This window comes from Kitasatospora sp. NPDC057595, from assembly GCF_042800875.1.
GTDB lineage: Bacteria > Actinomycetota > Actinomycetes > Streptomycetales > Streptomycetaceae > Kitasatospora.
This window is the reverse complement of record NZ_JBHVGL010000019.1, coordinates 119,951-137,647: the sequence shown is the minus strand read 5'-3', so window position 1 is coordinate 137,647 and position 17,697 is coordinate 119,951. Positions and strand designations below refer to the sequence as shown.

The following is a 17,697-nucleotide window of genomic DNA, read 5'->3' as shown; positions in this document are numbered from 1 at the left end:
TCCCTCGTGTCCGATGTCCGACAGTTACACGCGCTGTCCCCCGGACGAGGTTGCGCCGTCCGGGGCACGACCCGCCCGGAGAATGCGAGCGGCCCGACCCTCACGAGTGAGGATCGGGCCGCTCGTCGCCGTACGGGACGGACGTGCCTTCCGGCGGGCAGGGGCTACCAGTTGGCCCAGCCGATGTTCCAGCCGCTCAGGCCGTTGTCGGGGGCGACGGTCTTCTCCTTGGAGTTCTTGATGACGACCACGTCTCCGATGATCGAGTCGTTGAAGAACTTGCCCGCCACCGAACCGTCGCTGCCGCCCTTCTCGTCCTGCATCGAGATGCAGCCGTGGCTGGCGTTGGTCTTGCCGAAGGGGCTGGCCCAGTAGTTGCCGTGCACGAAGGTGCCGGAGGTGGTCAGCCGCATCGCGTGCGGCACGTCCGGGATGTCGTACTCGCCGCCGAGACCGACGGTCTGCGAGTTCATCCGGGTGACCTTCTCCTTGCTGGAGATCACCATGGTGCCGTTCCAGGACGGGTTCTTCTCGTCGCCGAGGGTCACCGGCACGGTGTGGCTCGCGCCGTCCCTGGTCACGGTCATCTGGTGGGTGGCCGAGTCGGCGACGGAGACCTGCGAGCGGCCGATGGTGAACGGCTCGTCCTTGTCGATGTCGCCGTAGACGCCCGGGGCGACCTCGACGTTCTTCAGCCGGTACTTGATGGTCACCTTGGTGCCCGGCGCCCAGTACTTCTCGGGGCGGAAGTCCAGGCGGCGGGCGCCGAACCAGTGGCCCTTGACCGTCGTGCCGTTGTTGGTCTCGAAGCTGATGCCCTGGAGGACCGCGTCCTTGTTCTTGATGTCCTTGTTGAAGACCACCGAGACGATCATGCCGACGCCGTAGGTGGCGTTGTCGGCGATGTTGTCGTTGGTGGAGACCTTCTTCGCGGGCGTCAGCGTGGTGAACGAGGTGGTCGACGCGGCGACCAGGCCGTCGGCGTCGGTGGCCTGGGCGTTCACCTTGTACGCCATGCCGACGGCCAGCGCGGCGTTGGGCTTCCAGCCGCTGCCGTCCGCGGCGAGGGCGCCCTCGACCGGCTTGCCCTCCTTGTCGGTCACCTCGACCGTGGTGAGCTTGCCGTTGGCCACCGAGACCTTGAGCGCCCCGTCCGGGGCGACGTCCTGGGACCCGTCCTTGGGCTCGACGGTCACCACGGCGGCCGAGGTCTTCGGCGCGGCCGAGGACTGGCCCGGCGCCGGGTTGCCGGTACCGGCGTCCCCGCCGGTGGCACCGGCCGTGGCGGCGGTCTCGCCGCCGGCGTTGCTCTTGTCGTCGTTGCCGCTGTTGCAGGCCGCGGTGAGCAGCAGCACCCCGCCCATCGCCAACGCCACCGCGCTCCGACGGACGCGGCGGCGGGTGACGGTGGTGCGTATCGCGGCGTCGGCCGCCCTAACCTGCTTCACGGTTTCTCCCCTCCCGGTGTACATCCTTGTGGACGCCCTGTTCGCCCGGACGGGTTGCACCGGACCGGCGATCTTTCGCGCCGGTCTTCGGCGCGGCAAGTCAGGATAGCTGGGCCGAACGAGTGAATCCCGGGGAGGCCACCGGTGAACACCGGTGAAGATCATCCGTAGCCGGCGGTCGCGGCGCCGGCGTTGACGAGGGCGCTCCCGGCCACCCACTGCGCCCAGGGCAGGTTCCACCCGTTCAGACCGTTGTTCGGCGGCACCACCTCGCCCGTCGCGGCCCTCACCTCGAACACGTCCCCCGGGATCGTGTGCTCGAACAGCCAGCCCGCCGGGGTCTCGGCACTCGCCCCGCCCTTGACGTCGGCCAGCCCGATGCAGCCGTGGCTGGTGTTGTCGCTGCCGAACACCGCCGGGTTCGCCCAGTAGTTGCCGTGCACGAAGGTGCCCGAGCCGGTCAGCCGCATCGCGTGCGGCACGTCCTTGATGTCGTACTCGTCGCCCATCCCGACCGTCTGCGAGTTCATCCGGGTCACCCGGTACTTCTCGGAGACCACGAGCACGCCCCGGTACGTCGTGTGCCTGGCGTCCCCGCCGGACACCTTGAGCGTGCGCACCGGCCGGCCGCCCTGGCCCGCCCGGACGGTCAGGGTGTGGGCGTCCAGGTCGACGGTGGACACCTGGGCGCGGCCGACGGTGAACCGGACCTCCTTGTTCTGGGTGCCGAACTCGCCCGGCGCGCCCCGCACGCCCCCCAGCCGCAGCGCGACCGTGACCCTGGTGCCCGGCGCCCAGTACTCCCGGGGCCGGAAGTCCAGCCGCTGACCGCCGAACCAGTGCGCGGCCACCTCCACCGGCGGGTCGGCGGTCACCGCGACAGCGCGCTCCACCGCGGCCCGGTCGGTGACCGGGCGGCTGAACCGCAGCGAGACCGGCATGCCGACGCCGACCGTGGAACCGTCTTCGGGGGTGAAGAAGGCGACGAAGGTGTGGGCGCGGGCGGTCGTGGAGAAGTCGGTGTGCTGGACCGCGCGCTGGCCCCGGTCGTCCTCGGCGACGGCGTCCAGGGTGAAGGCGGTGGCCAGTGGCAGCGGACCGTTCGGGGCCCAGCCGGTGCCGTCCGCGGCGAGCGTGCCGGGGACCTCGGCGCCCCGGGTGTCGGCGAGCCGGACGGAGACCAGCCGGCCCTGGGTGACCGTCACCCGGACCGGGCCCTCGGCCGGCAGGTTCTGGGTGTCGTCGGCGGGCAGCACGGTGATCGACGCCCGCGAGGGCGGCGGAGGACCGGCCGGACCGGCCCCCACGGCGTCGGCGCCGGGCTCCTCCGGCGCACCGCCACCGCCGGAGCACCCGGCCAGCACCGCCAGGCAGCAGCCCAGCGCCGCCAGCCGCCGTACCCACATCCGGGGCCTCCCGCCCTCGCCGTCCGCCATCCCCCACAACGAGACCGGTCCCACCAGGACACGCCGGACCCGTCCCGCGGCCGCTCCGGGCGGACCGGCCCGCGGACCGCCTCCCCCGGAGCGGAAAGCCGGACCGGCCGGCTTCCGGGGTGCGCGCCGGGGCGCCATCTGCCGGTAAGACGGCGTTCAGCCGCTTCCGTCCGGTGCGAACAGGGAATGAGAGACCGCACGGGGTCCGGGACACCCCGCCAGGGAGGGCACCGCCATGGCGTCAGGGCAGGAGCCGGCCACCGCCGTACGCACACAGCCCGGCGGCGCGGTGCCGTGGCCGGGCAGCCGGCAGCCGCTGGGCGCCCGCTTCCACCCCGGCCCGGACGGCCGCCCCGGCACCAACTTCGCGCTCTGGGCCGCCGGCGCCGAGGCCGTCGACCTCTGCCTCTTCGACGAGGACGGCCGCGAGACCCGGCTGCGCCTCACCGAGCAGGACGCCCGGACCTGGCACGGCTTCGTCCCCGGTGTCCTCCCCGGCACCCGCTACGGCTACCGCGTGCACGGCCGCTGGGACCCGTGGACCGGCGCCCGCTGGAACCCGGCCAAGCTGCTGCTCGACCCCTACGCCCGCGCCGTCGACGGCGGCTACACCTCCCACGGTGCCGCCTGCGCCGCCGTCCGCGGCTGGCCCGAGGCGGACGTCGCCGACACCGTCCGGGACAACCGCGACTCGGCCCCGTACGTGCCCAGATCCGTCGTCGTCCGGGACGACGACGACTGGTCCGACGACCACCGTCCCAAGACCCCCTGGGCCGAGACCGTCCTCTACGAGCTGCACGTGCGCGGCTTCACCCTGCGCCATCCCGACGTCCCCCCCGCACTGCGCGGCACCTACGCCGGCCTGGCCCACCCCGCCGCCCTCGCCCACCTCACCGGTCTCGGCGTCACCGCGGTCGAACTGCTCCCGGTCCACCACCACGTCAGCGAGGACCACCTCCAGGCCCGCGGCCTCGTCAACTACTGGGGCTACAACACCGTCGGCTACTTCGCCCCGCACGCCGGCTACTCCGCCTCCGGCTCGCGCGGCGGCCAGGTCGGCGAGTTCAAGCGGATGGTCCGCGCGCTGCACGCCGCCGGCATCGAGGTGATCCTCGACGTCGTCTACAACCACACCGCCGAAGGCGCCGAGCTGGGCCCCTCGCTCTTCCTGCGCGGCATCGACAACGCCGGCCACTACCGCCTGCCGCCCAACCGCCCGCGCGGCTACGCCGACTACACCGGCTGCGGCAACACCCTGGACACCCGCCGCCCCCAGGTGATCCGGCTGATCACGGACTCGCTGCGGTACTGGGTGCACGAGATGGGCGTGGACGGCTTCCGCTTCGACCTTGCCGCCGCCCTCGCCCGCGGCGACGACGACGTCACCACGGACCACCCGCTGCTCTCCGCCATCGCCCAGGACCCCCTGCTGAGCCGGGTGAAGCTGATCGCCGAACCCTGGGACGTCGGCCCCGGCGGCTACCGGGTGGGCGGCTTCCCCCCGCCCTGGGCCGAGTGGAACGACCGCTACCGCGACACCGTGCGCGACTTCTGGCGCGGCGCCCGCCCCGACGTCCGGGAGCTCGGCTACCGCCTCTCCGGCTCCTCCGACCTCTACCAGCACGCCGGGCGGCGCCCGTACGCCTCCGTCAACTACGTGACCGCGCACGACGGCTTCACCCTGCGCGACCTGGTCTCCTACGACCGCAAGCACAACGAGGCCAACGGCGAGGCCAACCGGGACGGCACCGACGACAACCGCTCGTGGAACCACGGCGCCGAGGGCGACAGCGCCGACCCCGATGTCACCGCCCTGCGCCACCGCCAGCTGCGCAACCTCCTCGCCACCCTGCTGCTCTCCGCCGGCGTCCCGATGCTCACCGCCGGGGACGAGTTCGGCCGCACCCAGCGCGGCAACAACAACGCCTACTGCCAGGACAACGAAGTCAGTTGGCTGGACTGGTCGCTGCTCGACGACCCGGCCTGGCGCGCCCTGCGCGACTTCACCGCCGCTCTGGTGCGGCTCCGCCGCCGCCACCCCGTGCTCCGGCAGCGGGCGTTCTTCTCCGGCCGGGCCACCACCGCGGGCGGACGGCCCGATCTGCTCTGGTTCACCCCGCTTGGCCGGGACATGACCGAGACCGACTGGTTTGCGCCGTCCGCGGCGCTCGGCATGCTCCTGTCGGGAACCGCGATCTCCGCACGCGACGCGTGCGGCCGTCCGCTGCTCGACGACAGCTTCCTTCTGCTCCTCAACGCCGGTGCGCGCCCACTTCCCTTCGTCCTGCCGGGCGCCCCCTGGACGGCCGACGGCACCCGCTACGAGAGCGTCGTCGACACCGCCGCGGAGGTCTACGCCACCCCCACCGGTCTACACCTTCCGAAGGACACGGTGCTGCTCACCGGCCGCTCCCTGCACCTTTTCCGGGTGACGCCCTGATCCGGCCGTGCACTTGGCCGGTAATCGACGGTGCGTTCGATACCTGACTGAGCGATAGAGGGTATCCGGCCTATTCTCGCCACGATGGCCAAGAACCCAGTCCTTGACACAGCCACCGATTCCGTCGCAGTGCCCGGCACCGCGCCTCCCGCGCCGGGCCGTTCGACAGTGCGATCGCTCCTTCGGCTGTGGCCCTACGTCCGTCCCGTCCGCACGCGCCTGGTCGTCTCGGTGGCCGCCGCGATGCTCGCCTCCCTCAGCACCCTCGTCATACCGATCGTACTCGGATGGATCGTCGACGGTCCGATCGCCGAGCACGACCTCGAAACCCTCTGGCCCTACGCGGCCCTCCTGCTCCTGCTCGGCCTCTCCGAGGCCGTCTTCTTCCACGCCCGTCGGGTCGTCCTGGCCCGGCCGCTGGCCGGCGTCGAATCGACAATGCGCGGCGAGCTGTTCGGCAAGCTGCAACGCCTGCCGGTCTCCTTCCACGACCGTTGGGGCTCCGGCCAGTTACTCTCCCGCGCGATGTCCGACCTGTACGTCGTGCGGACTTACCTGGCGTTCCCCCTGATCTTCCTCGTCGTCAACTCGCTGACCTTCCTGGCCGGCATCGCGCTGATGTTCACCCAGGACTGGCGGCTCGCCCTCATCACCCTCGCTCCGACCCTCCCGCTGTTCCTGCTCACCCGCCGGTTCGAGTCCCGCTACTCCCGCGCCACCCGCATGACGCAGGACCGGAACGGCGACCTCGCCACCCTCGTCGAGGAGTCCGTCCTCGGCATCCGGATCCTCAAGGCCTTCGGCCGCCATCGCTCGATGTCGGAGCGGTTCCACGAGCAGTCCGCCGTGCTCCGCCGGACCGAGCTGGAGAAGGCGGGCATGCTCGCCAACCTCTGGTCGATCGTCATCGGTCTGCCCGAGCTGGCCCTCGGCTGCTCCCTCGCGGTCGGTGCCTACCTGGTCGCGCACGACGAGATGAGCGCCGGCGCGCTCGTCGCCTTCCTCTCCACCGCGCTGACCATCCGCTGGCCGATCGAGTCGCTCGGCTGGCTGATCGCCTACTCCAACGAGGCCGCCACCGCGGCCGACCGCTTCTTCGAGGTGCTGGACGCGCCCGACGCCGAACCGGCCGAAACCGTTCGCACGACCACACCCTCGACCACACCCTCCGCCGTACCCTCGACCACGACCACGGCCGTGAAGACCGTCACCACCCCCGACGGCATCCGGCTCACCGGCGTCCGCTTCCGCTACCCCGACGCCCCCGCGGACACCCCCGACCTGCTCCGCGGAATCGACCTGCACATCCGCAGCGGCGAGACGATGGCCCTGGTCGGCGCCACCGGCAGCGGCAAGACCACGCTGACCGCCCTCCTCCCCCGCCTCTACGAGGCCACCGCCGGCACCATCACCCTGGACGGCCGGGACATCCGCGAGCTGGACCGCTCGCGGCTGCGCGAACTGGTCGCGGTCGCCTTCGAGGACCCCACCCTGTTCTCCGCCACCATCCGCGAGAACGTGCTGATGGGCGCACCCGGCGCGGGCGAGGACCGGCTGCGCGCCGCCCTCGCCACCGCCCAGGCCGGGTTCGTCGACCACTTGCCCGAGGGCGTCGACACCGAGGTCGGCGAGCAGGGCCTGGGCCTGTCCGGCGGCCAGCGCCAGCGGCTCGCGCTGGCCCGCGCGGTGGTCGGCGACCCGTCGTTCCTGATGCTCGACGACCCGCTCTCCGCACTGGACGTGCACACCGAGGCGCTGGTCGAGCGCGCCCTGCGCGAGGTCCTCGCCTCCACCACCGCGCTGGTGGTCGCCCACCGTCCGAGCACCGTGATGCTCGCCGACCGGGTCGCCGTCCTCGCCGACGGCCGGATCGAGGCGGTCGGCACCCATCAGGAACTGCTGCAGAGCTCGGCGCGTTACCGCGCACTCATGTCGGGCGAGGCCACCCTCGCCCCCGAGGGGAGCACCGCCCGATGACCACCACCTGCGAGCCCGTCGACACCCGGACGAAGGACGTCCACCCGCACGCCGACCTGCCCGAGGACGAGCCGGCGGCCCCGCCGGACGACGAGGAGGACATCCCCGTCCCGCCCGGCGCGCCCAGCGCCCTGCTGCGCTCGCTGCTCGGCCCGCACCGGCGCCGGATCGCCACCGCGATGACGGTGATCCTGCTCCAGCAGGCCGCCCTGCAGGCCGGGCCGCTGATGGTCGCCCTCGCGCTGGACCGCGGCATCCCGGCGCTGCGCGACGACAACGCCGGCCCGCTGATCGCGGTGGTCGTCGCCTACCTGGGCTGCGCGCTGCTCGGCACGCTGCTCCAGTGGTCCTTCATCAGGATCAGCGCCCGGGTCAACCAGGACGTCCTGTTGGACCTGCGCGGCCGGATCTTCCGGCACGCCCAGCGGCTCAGCCTGGACTTCCACGAGCGGTACACCTCGGGCCGGATCATCTCGCGCGCCACCAGCGACGTGGAGGCGCTGCGCGAACTGCTGTCCGAAGGACTCCAGGAGCTGCTGACGGTCACCCTGTCGGTCTGCTCCATCTCGGTGATCCTGCTGGTGCTGGACTGGAAGCTCGGCCTGGCCGCGCTGGTCGCCTTCCTGCCGCTGTGGCTGATCACCCAGTCGTTCCGGCACCGCTCGCAGCCGGTCTACCGGCGCTCGCGCACCGCGGCGGCCTCGCTGATCGTCCGCTTCACCGAGACCATGAACGGCATCCGCCCGGTGAAGGCGTTCCGCCGCGAGCGGGCCAACGACATCGCGTTCGGCGCGGTGAACCGGCAGTCGGCCGCCGCCACCGCGGACGGCCTGCTGGAGGTCGCCCGCTACGGGGGCCTGTCGCGGACCACGGCCAACCTCTGGACCACCGCCGTGGTGGTGCTCGGTGCCTACCTGGTCACCGACGGCTCGGTCGAGCTGGGGGTGCTGACCGCCTTCGTGCTCTACCTGCACCGGCTGTTCGAGCCGATCGACCAGCTGGCGATGTTCCTGAACAGCTACCAGTCGGCGGCCGCCGCGCTGGAGAAGATCGCCGGCCTGCTCGCCCACGAGCCCACCGTGGCCGATCCGGCGGAGCCCAGGGAGCTGCCGGCCTCGACCGTCAAGGGCCGGGAGGTGCACTTCGAGAAGACCCGGTTCGCCTACCGGGCCGGCAAGGAGGTGCTGCCGACGTTCGACCTGCTGCTGCCGGCCGGGCAGACCGTCGCCGTGGTCGGCGCGACCGGGGCCGGCAAGTCGACGGTGGCCAAGCTGCTCGCCCGGTTCTACGACCCGACCGAGGGCCGGATCACCCTGGACGGGGTGGACCTGCGCGACCTGACCGGCCCGGAGCTGCGGCGCGGGGTGGTGATGGTGACCCAGGAGTCCTTCCTGTTCTCCGGCACGGTCGCCGAGAACATCGCCATCGGCCGGGCGGGCGCCGAGCGCGCCGAGATCGAGGCGGCCGCCCGGGCGATCGGCGCGCACGACTTCATCGCCGAACTGCCGGACGGCTACGACACCGACGTGCGCAAGCGCGGCGGGCGGATCTCGGCCGGCCAGCGGCAGCTGGTCGCCTTCGCCCGCGCGCTGCTCGCCGACCCGGCGGTGCTGATCCTGGACGAGGCCACCAGCTCGCTGGACGTGCCCGGCGAGCGGGCGGTGCAGCAGGCGATGCGCACCGTGCTGGCCGGCCGGACGGCCGTGATCATCGCCCACCGCCTCTCCACCGTGGAGATCGCGGACCGGGTCCTGGTGATGGACCAGGGCCGGATCGTCGAGGACGGCTCCCCGCGCGAGCTGATCAACGGCGCCGGACGCTTCGCCCAGCTGCACCAGGCCTGGCGCAGCAGTCTGGTCTGACGCCGACACCACCGGTCGTAATAACCCCTAGGCCCTTTCGTCCATTACCGAAAGGGCCTAGGGTCGTTCCCAGGACTCATCGATCCCGGCCCACGAAGGGGAGCGACCATGGTCGACCGTCACCACTGGGAACAGTGGCAGCGCAGCTGGGACCGCCAGCAGGAGTGGTACCTGCCCGACCGCGAGGAGCGGTTCCGGGTGATGCTCGACGTCGTCGAGGCGGTGACCGGGCCCGCCCCGCGCGTGCTCGACCTCGCCTGCGGCACCGGCAGCATCACCGAGCGCCTGTTCGCCCGGCTGCCCGGCGCCACCAGCGTCGGCGTGGACCAGGACCCGGCGCTGATGACCATCGCCCGCGGCGTCCTCGGCGAGGACGAGCGGTTCACCCTGGTCACCGCCGACCTCAAGGACCCGCGGTGGGCCGACGCCCTCCCGCCCGGCCCGTTCGACGCGGTGGTGACCGCCACCGCGCTGCACTGGCTGCCCGGGACCGCCCTGGTCCGGCTGTTCGGCGACCTGGCCGGCCTGGTCCGCCCCGGTGGGGTGTTCCTCAACGCCGACCACATGCCCGACCCGGAGGTCCCGCTGCTCAACACCGCCGAACGGGCCCTGCGGCACGGACGGCAGGAGCGCGAGAAGGACGCGGGCGTCCTGGACTGGGAGGGCTGGTGGCTCGCCGCCGCGGCCGACCCGCTGCTCGCCGAGCAGGTGGCCGCCCGCCACCGGCTGTACGGCTCGCACGCCGACGGCGAGTCGCACCCGGCCGGCTGGCACCTCGAACGGCTGCGGGAGGCCGGCTTCGCCGAGGCCGGGGTGGCCTGGCGCTCGGTCACCGACGCCCTGGTGGCCGCCGTCCGCTGAGGGAAACGGGAGGGGCACCGGTGCCACCGGTGCCCCTCCCGCCCGCGTTCAGCGCAATAGTCCGGCGTCCATCCCCGCCGTCTCCGGCGGCAGCGCCACCAGGCCGGGCTCGGCGGGCGAGGCCAGCCGGGGATGGGCGGGCAGCACCCGCACGGTGTAGCCGAACGGCCCGGTGCGGCCGAGCTCCAGGGAACCCTCGTACCTGGTCCGCCCGTCGAGGTCGGGCCCGCCGACCGGCTTGAGGGCGAGCAGCGCGGCGTCGGAGATCCGGTCCGACTCGTCGACCCGGCCGGAGACCACCTGCACCTCGACGTCGGCCGGCTCCAGCGGGCCGAGCGCCACCTGCACCCGCAGGGCCAGCGCGCTGCCCAGCTCCTGCGCCTCGTCCGGACAGTCCGCCTCGACGTGCTCCACCCGGACGGCCGGCCAGGCCTCGCGCACCTTCGCCTTCCATTCGGCCAGCTCGTGCGCGGCCCGGAACGCCCCGGTCCCGGCCAGCTCGCGCTGGGCCCGGGCGGCCGGGGCGTAGAGCCGTTCGACGTACTCGCGGACCATCCGGCCGGCCAGCACCTTGGGCCCGAGGGTGACCAGGGTGTGCCGGACCATCGCGATCCACCGGTGCGGCAGGCCGTCCGAGCCCCGGTCGTAGAACCGGGCGGTCACCTGCTCCTCGATCAGGTCGTAGAGCGCGGCGGCCTCGATGTCGTCGCGCCGCTCGGCCTCCCGGCTGTCCGGGTCGAGCACGCCCTCACCGGTGTCGGCGGTGGGGATCGCCCAGCCGTTCTGGCCGTCGAACCACTCGTCCCACCAGCCGTCCAGCACCGACAGGTTCAGGCAGCCGTTGAGGGCAGCCTTCATCCCGGAGGTGCCGCAGGCCTCCAGCGGGCGCAGCGGGTTGTTCAGCCAGACGTCGCAGCCCGGGTAGAGGTGCTGGGCCATCGCCATGTCGTAGTCCGGCAGGAAGACGATCCGGTGCCGGACGGCCGGGTCGTCGGCGAAGGCGACCATCTGCTGGATCAGCCGCTTGCCGCCGTCGTCGGCCGGGTGGGCCTTGCCGGCGACCACGATCTGCACCGGCCGGGTGGGGTGCAGCAGCAGGGCGCGCAGCCGCTGCGGGTCGCGGAGCATCAGGGTGAGCCGCTTGTAGGAGGGCACCCGGCGGGCGAAGCCGATGGTGAGCACATCCGGGTCGAGCACCGAGGAGACCCAGCCGAGTTCGGCCTCGCCGGCCCCGCGCTGGCGCCAGGAGGCGCGCAGCCGTCGGCGGACCTCGTCGACCAGCTGGGCGCGCAGGGTGCGGCGCAGCTCCCAGACCTCGGTGTTGCCGATCCTCTCCAGGCCCGTCCAGCGCTGGGTCTCGCCGGTGGTCATGGCCTCCTCGGCGCGCTCGGCACCGATCTCGGCGGCGCCGAGCCGGACGACCGCCGGGTCGATCCAGGTGGCGGCGTGCACGCCGTTGGTGACGGAGGTGATCGGGATCTCGGCGGCGTCGAAGCCCGGCCAGAGACCGTTGAACATCGAGCGGCTGACCTCGCCGTGCAGGGTGGAGACGCCGTTGGCGCGCTGGGCGAGCCGCAGGCCCATGGCGGCCATGTTGAACAGCTTGGGGTCGCCGCCGCGCCAGGTCTCGGCGCCGAGCGCGAGCACCTGCTCGACCGGGACGCCGGGCAGCGCGGTGTCACCGCCGAAGTGCCGGGCGACCAGCTCGCGGTCGAAACGGTCGATGCCGGCCGGGACGGGCGTGTGGGTGGTGAACAGGGTGCCGGCCCGGACCGCCTCCAGGGCGGCGGCGAAGTCGAGGCCGGTGTCCGCGACCAGTTCGCGGATCCGTTCGACGCCGAGGAAGCCGGCGTGGCCCTCGTTGGTGTGGAAGACCTCGGGGGCGGGGTGGCCGGTGAGCCGCTGGTAGGCGCGCACCGCCCGGACGCCGCCGATGCCGAGCAGCATCTCCTGGAGCAGCCGGTGCTCGCTGCCGCCGCCGTAGAGGCGGTCGGTGACGTCGCGCTCGGCCGGCGAGTTGGCCTCGATGCCGGAGTCGAGCAGCAGCAGCGGGACCCGCCCGACCTGGGCCTTCCAGATGTGCGCGGCGAGGGTGCGGCCGCCGGGCAGGGCGAGGTCGACCCGGCTGGGGGTGCCGTCGCCCTCGCGGAGCAGGGCGACGGCCAGCTCGTCCGGATCCAGCAGGGGGTAGCGCTCCTGCTGCCAGCCGTCCCGGTCGAGGGACTGCCGGAAGTAGCCGTGCCGGTAGAAGAGCCCGACGCCGATGACCGGGACGCCGAGGTCGCTGGCGGCCTTGAGGTGGTCGCCGGCCAGGATGCCGAGGCCCCCGGAGTACTGGGGCAGTGCGGCAGCGATCCCGTACTCGGGCGAGAAGTAGGCGATGGCGGCGGGCAGCGGGGCGGCGCCCTGTTGCCCGGCGCTCTGGTACCAGCGCGGGCCGGCCAGGTACTCCCGCAGGTCGTCGGCGAGGTCGCCGAGCCTGCGCAGGAAGCGGCGGTCGGCGGCGAGCGCGGCGAGCCGGGCGGCGGGGACCTCCCCGAGCAGCCGCACCGGGTCCTCGCCCGTCGCGGCCCAGACGTCCGGGTCCACGGACCGGAAGAGGTCCCGGGTCTCGGGGTGCCAGGACCAGCGCAGGTTGAGGGCCAGCTCGTGCAACGGCTGGAGTTGTTCGGGCAGGACGGTGCGGACGGTGAATCTGCGGATTGCCTTCACGGCGTGAAGCGTAGCCTCGACGGGTGGCATGATGGTGCGTCAGTTGGGCTATTCGGCATCCGTTCGGCCTATTGATGAGATCGCATTCGGCGCATTGGTCTGCACGGGGGGCGCGCGAGGCGCACTTTCCGCGGCGCCGCGCCACCAATACGTGAACACCGTGGAACAGATCCATTTCCACCGGCGGACCCGCGCCCGATCGTCGTTGAAACTCCTGGCGTACCGCTGCGGAATCGGGGTCACCGGTGCGAGGATGAAGCACGGTCGTTGATGCTGCGGGGTGTGCGGAGACGGGTGGCGTTCCCCCGCGAAGCAGCACGTCCGAATCCTTTTCGCGTTGACCGTTCCTCATCCTGATTGGTCCATTCGGCGCCCATCGCGGACCGCCGCGTGTCCTCGGTCCCGCCCTGATCGTTCACGGGTGGGCTGGGGCACCCGGAGGCGCGCCCCGAGAGGCGTGCGCCGGAACGCGCGCGGGCTCTCGGGCTCTCCGCCACGGGCCGAGCGGGAGCGGGGCAGGTTGCCCGGAACGGCGGCGCGGGCAGGCTTCCGGTCGCACGTCCTCCCCACCCAGCAGTCCTCCCGGTACTCCCCTGGCCGCGCCGGCCCGCGGGAGCTGCCGCCGATCTCGGGCAGGAGTTTGGCATGCACGGCGATACGCGGGACCAGTCCACACCGGTGGCCGACACCCTCGACGCAGCGGTCGCGGAATCCGCCGGACGGATGGATTCTGACACTCGGACAGACGCGGCGATGCCGGGGCCCCGGGGTGCCGGGGCTATCCGTACGGAGCGACCCGACGAACCGGCCCGGCAACCCGGGGCCGACGAGAGCCGGGCCGCACCAGGGCCCGGCCGTGCCGAGGCCCCGCGCAAGCGCACCACCACCCGTCGCAGCGCGAGCACCGCCGACCCCTCCGCCCCCCGGGCCGAGGGCGCCGGACCGGCCCGGGCCGCCGCCGCGCGTCCCGCCGCCGGACGCGCCCGCGCGACGCCCGCCGCCGCCCGCAAGCCAGCCGCCCGCAAGACGACAGAGAGCGACACCGTGATCGGCCGCATCCCCGTCCTGGACGTCAGCCCCCTCGTAGACGCCGGCCGCCGCCCGGCCAAGGCCGTGGTGGGCGAGACCTTCCTGGTCTGCGCGACCGTGTTCCGCGAGGGCCACGACGCGGTCAACGCCAACGTCGTGCTGCGCGACCCGCGCGGGCGCGGCGGCCCGTGGACGCCGATGCGCGAGCTGGCCGAGGGCACCGACCGCTGGGGCGCGTACGTCACCCCGACCGCCCCCGGCCGCTGGTCGTACCTGGTGGAGGCGTGGTCCGACCCGGTGGCCACCTGGCGCAGGACCGCCTCGGTCAAGCTGCCGGCCGGGATCGACACCGCGCTCGTCCTGGAGGAGGGCGCCCAGCTGCTGGAGCGCGCCGCCGCCGGGGTGCCGAAGAAGGAGGGCCGGGCGGTGGTGCTGGCCGCCGCCGAGTCGCTGCGCGACCCGGGCCTGCCGCCGCTGTCCCGGCTGGCCGCCGCGCTCGCCCCGGAGGTGCAGGAGCTGCTCGGCCGCTTCCCGCTGCGCGAACTGGTGAGCGCCTCCCGGCCGGCGCCGCTCCAGGTGGACCGGGAGCGGGCGCTGTTCGGCTCCTGGTACGAGTTCTTCCCCCGTTCGGAGGGCGCGGTGGTGGACCCGTCCGGGGTGGAACCGCCCCGCTCGGGCACCCTGCGGACGGCGGCCGAGCGGCTGCCGGCGGTCGCCGCGATGGGCTTCGACGTGGTCTACCTGCCGCCGGTCCACCCGATCGGGCGAGCCTTCCGCAAGGGGCCGGACAACACCCTGACGGCCGGTCCGCACGACGTCGGCTCGCCCTGGGCGATCGGCTCGCCGGAGGGGGGCCACGACGCCGTCCACCCGGATCTCGGCACCATCGAGGACTTCGACCACTTCGTCGCGGAGGCCACCGCGCTGCACCTGGAGGTGGCGCTGGACTTCGCGCTCCAGTGCTCGCCCGACCACCCGTGGGTGAACAAGCACCCGGAATGGTTCAGCCACCGCGCGGACGGCACCATCGCCTACGCCGAAAATCCGCCGAAAAAATACCAGGATATTTATCCGATCAACTTCGACCAGGACATGGACGGAATCGTCAAGGAGACCGTCCGGATCCTCCGGTTCTGGATGGCGCACGGCGTCCGGATCTTCCGGGTCGACAACCCGCACACCAAACCGGTGGTCTTCTGGGAGCGGGTGCTCGCCGACATCGCCCGCACCGACCCGGACGTCCTCTTCCTCGCCGAGGCCTTCACCCGCCCCGCGATGATGCACACCCTGGGGAAGATCGGATTCCACCAGTCGTACACGTACTTCACTTGGCGCAACAGCAAGGCGGAACTCACCGAGTACCTCACCGAGCTGACCGGCGAGGCGGCCGCCCACATGCGGCCCAACCTCTTCGCCAACACCCCGGACATCCTGCACGCCTTCCTCCAGCACGGCGGCCCGGCCGCCTTCGCGATCCGCGCCGTGCTGGCCGCCACCCTCTCCCCCAGCTACGGCGTGTACGCCGGCTTCGAGCTCCACGAGAACGAGCCGGCCCACCCCGGATCCGAGGAGTACCTGCACTCGGAGAAGTACGAACTGCGCCCCCGGGACTGGAGCCGCACCGACACCCTCGCCCCGCTGCTCACCGTCCTGAACCGGCTGCGCCGCCGTCACCCGGCCCTCCAGCAGCTGCGTTCGCTGCGCTTCCACCCCACCGACAACGACCAGGTGCTCGCCTACTCCAAGACCGCCCTGACACCCGACGGCCTCACCGACCACCTCATCACCGTGGTCAACCTGGATCCCCACCACGCCCAGGAGGCCACCGTCACCCTGGACGGGGACGGGCCCTTCGCGGTCCACGACGAGCTCACCGGTGCCGCCTACACGTGGGGCCGGCACAACTACGTCCGGCTCGACCCCTCAGCCGAGCCGGCCCACCTCCTCACGGTTCGGAGGAACCCAGCGTGACAGTGAACGAGCCCGTCCCCGACACCTTCCCCGAGACCTCGAAGAAGAACCTGGACCCGGAGTGGTTCAAGCGTGCGGTCTTCTACGAGGTGCTGGTGCGGTCCTTCCAGGACAGCAACGGCGACGGGGTCGGGGACCTCAAGGGGCTCACGTCCAAGCTCGACTACCTGCAGTGGCTCGGCGTCGACTGCCTCTGGCTGCCGCCGTTCTTCGCCTCGCCGCTGCGGGACGGCGGGTACGACGTGTCCGACTACAAGTCGGTGCTGCCGGAGTTCGGCGACCTCGCCGACTTCATGGAGTTCGTGGACGCGGCGCACGCCCGCGGCATGCGGGTGGTCATCGACTTCGTGATGAACCACACCAGCGACCAGCACCCGTGGTTCCAGGCCTCGCGGGAGGACCCGGACGGCCCGTACGGCGACTTCTACATGTGGGCCGACGACGACAAGCAGTACCCCGACGCCCGGATCATCTTCGTCGACACCGAGACCTCCAACTGGACGTACGACCCGGTGCGCAAGCAGTACTTCTGGCACCGGTTCTTCTCCCACCAGCCGGACCTCAACTACGACAACCCGCGGGTCCAGGACGAGATGATCGCGGGCCTGCGGTTCTGGCTGGACCTCGGCATCGACGGGTTCCGGCTGGACGCGGTGCCGTACCTGTTCGCCCGGGAGGGCACCAACTGCGAGAACCTGCCGGAGACGCACGAGTTCCTCCAGCGGGTCCGCAAGGAGATCGACGCCAACTACCCGGACACCGTGCTGCTCGCCGAGGCCAACCAGTGGCCGGAGGACGTCGTCGACTACTTCGGCGACTTCGCCTCCGGCGGCGACGAGTGCCACATGGCGTTCCACTTCCCGGTGATGCCGCGGATCTTCATGGCGGTCCGCCGGGAGTCCCGCTACCCCGTCTCGGAGATCCTCGCCAAGACGCCCAACATCCCGCACGGCTGCCAGTGGGGGATCTTCCTGCGCAACCACGACGAGCTGACCCTGGAGATGGTCACCGACGAGGAGCGCGACTACATGTACGCCGAGTACGCCAAGGACCCACGGATGCGCGCCAACGTGGGCATCCGCCGGCGGCTCGCCCCGCTGCTGGAGAACGACCGCAACCAGATCGAGCTCTTCACCGCCCTGCTGCTCTCGCTGCCGGGCTCCCCGGTGCTCTACTACGGCGACGAGATCGGCATGGGGGACAACATCTGGCTGGGCGACCGGGACGGCGTCCGGACCCCGATGCAGTGGACCCCGGACCGCAACGCGGGTTTCTCCCACGCCGACCCGGGCAGGCTCAGTCTGCCGCCCATCATGGATCCGGTGTACGGCTATCAGGTGACCAACGTCGAGGCGCAGCAGAGCAGTTCGAGTTCGCTGCTGCACTGGACGCGTCGCATGATCGAGATCCGCAAGCTCAACCCGGCGTTCGGCCTCGGCAGCTACACCGAACTGCCCTCCAGCAACCCCGCGGTGCTGGCCTTCGTGCGCGAGCACGAGGGGGACCTGGTCATGTGCGTGAACAACTTCTCCCGGTTCGCGCAGCCGACCGAACTGGACCTGAGGCGGTACGGCGGACGGTATCCCGTCGAGCTGATCGGCGGGGTGCGCTTCCCCTCGATCGGCGAGTGGCCGTACCTGCTCACCCTCGCCGGCCACGGCTTCTACTGGTTCCAGCTCCGCCGGCCCCCCAGGCTGAGCGGAACCGGGCGATCGAAGTAACGATCCGGCACCGCCGCAGGCCCCACCGAAGCCTCCGGGGGCGCGAGTTCGCACCCCGCGCCCCCGGTCGTCTCTGCACCACCGCGTACGGAGAACAGCCCAACGGCCACCCACACGAAGGCGTGACACCCGGGCCAACCGCTCGCGTGCCGCCGCCGCCGCGCCGCCGCAATCCGGAAGACTGACGGACCCGGCCAGACCCGTCGGGCGATCCGCCCAGCTCCTCCGGGGAAAGGGAGT

Annotated in this window: 9 protein-coding genes; 6 read left to right on the top strand and 3 right to left on the bottom strand. The window is 72.4% G+C overall.

Annotation, left to right across the window (positions count from 1 at the left end; genetic code table 11):
- Window positions 1–164 precede the first annotated feature (164 nt).
- Both ACFU9E_RS26295 and ACFU9E_RS26290 read right to left on the bottom strand, forming a co-directional pair.
- Complete coding sequence (locus ACFU9E_RS26295; protein ID WP_380683939.1) at window positions 165–1,364, bottom strand: Ig-like domain-containing protein; 1,200 nt, start codon at window positions 1,362–1,364, stop codon at window positions 165–167.
- A gap of 245 nt (window positions 1,365–1,609) precedes the next feature.
- Window positions 1,610–2,854, bottom strand: a complete 1,245-nt coding sequence (locus tag ACFU9E_RS26290) for an Ig-like domain-containing protein (protein ID WP_380683934.1) — start codon at window positions 2,852–2,854, stop codon at window positions 1,610–1,612.
- A gap of 265 nt (window positions 2,855–3,119) precedes the next feature.
- On the opposite strand from ACFU9E_RS26290, the gene glgX reads away from it, so the two are divergent.
- The 4 genes from glgX (at window position 3,120) to ACFU9E_RS26270 (ending at window position 10,024) form a co-directional block, all read left to right on the top strand.
- On the top strand, window positions 3,120–5,324 hold the full coding sequence (gene glgX / locus ACFU9E_RS26285; RefSeq protein ID WP_380683935.1) for a glycogen debranching protein GlgX: 2,205 nt from the start codon (window positions 3,120–3,122) through the stop codon (window positions 5,322–5,324).
- 84 nt (window positions 5,325–5,408) lie between these two features.
- Window positions 5,409–7,301: an ABC transporter ATP-binding protein gene (locus ACFU9E_RS26280; protein ID WP_380683936.1), complete on the top strand. Its 1,893-nt coding sequence runs from the start codon at window positions 5,409–5,411 to the stop codon at window positions 7,299–7,301.
- Window positions 7,298–9,163, top strand: coding sequence for an ABC transporter ATP-binding protein (locus ACFU9E_RS26275; RefSeq protein WP_380683937.1), 1,866 nt, complete (start codon window positions 7,298–7,300; stop codon window positions 9,161–9,163). The genes ACFU9E_RS26280 and ACFU9E_RS26275 overlap by 4 nt, the downstream gene beginning before the upstream one ends.
- A 108-nt stretch (window positions 9,164–9,271) precedes the next feature.
- Window positions 9,272–10,024: a class I SAM-dependent methyltransferase gene (locus ACFU9E_RS26270; RefSeq protein WP_380683938.1), complete on the top strand. Its 753-nt coding sequence runs from the start codon at window positions 9,272–9,274 to the stop codon at window positions 10,022–10,024.
- 48 nt (window positions 10,025–10,072) lie between these two features.
- On the opposite strand, the gene glgP is transcribed toward ACFU9E_RS26270, so the two are convergent.
- Entirely contained in the window at window positions 10,073–12,736 is a 2,664-nt protein-coding gene (gene glgP / locus ACFU9E_RS26265) for an alpha-glucan family phosphorylase (protein WP_380715391.1), read from the bottom strand.
- Between the two features lie 1,044 nt (window positions 12,737–13,780).
- Here glgP and ACFU9E_RS26260 point away from each other — a divergent pair.
- Together ACFU9E_RS26260 and treS are read left to right on the top strand one after the other, a co-directional pair.
- Window positions 13,781–15,736 carry an alpha-1,4-glucan--maltose-1-phosphate maltosyltransferase gene (locus ACFU9E_RS26260; RefSeq protein ID WP_380683448.1) on the top strand — a complete coding sequence of 652 codons (1,956 nt, stop codon included), beginning with the start codon at window positions 13,781–13,783 and terminating at the stop codon, window positions 15,734–15,736.
- A complete protein-coding gene (gene treS / locus ACFU9E_RS26255; protein ID WP_380683446.1) occupies window positions 15,733–17,457 on the top strand; it encodes a maltose alpha-D-glucosyltransferase in 1,725 nt (574 codons plus the stop codon). The genes ACFU9E_RS26260 and treS overlap by 4 nt, the downstream gene beginning before the upstream one ends.
- The last annotated feature ends 240 nt before the right edge of the window (window positions 17,458–17,697 follow it).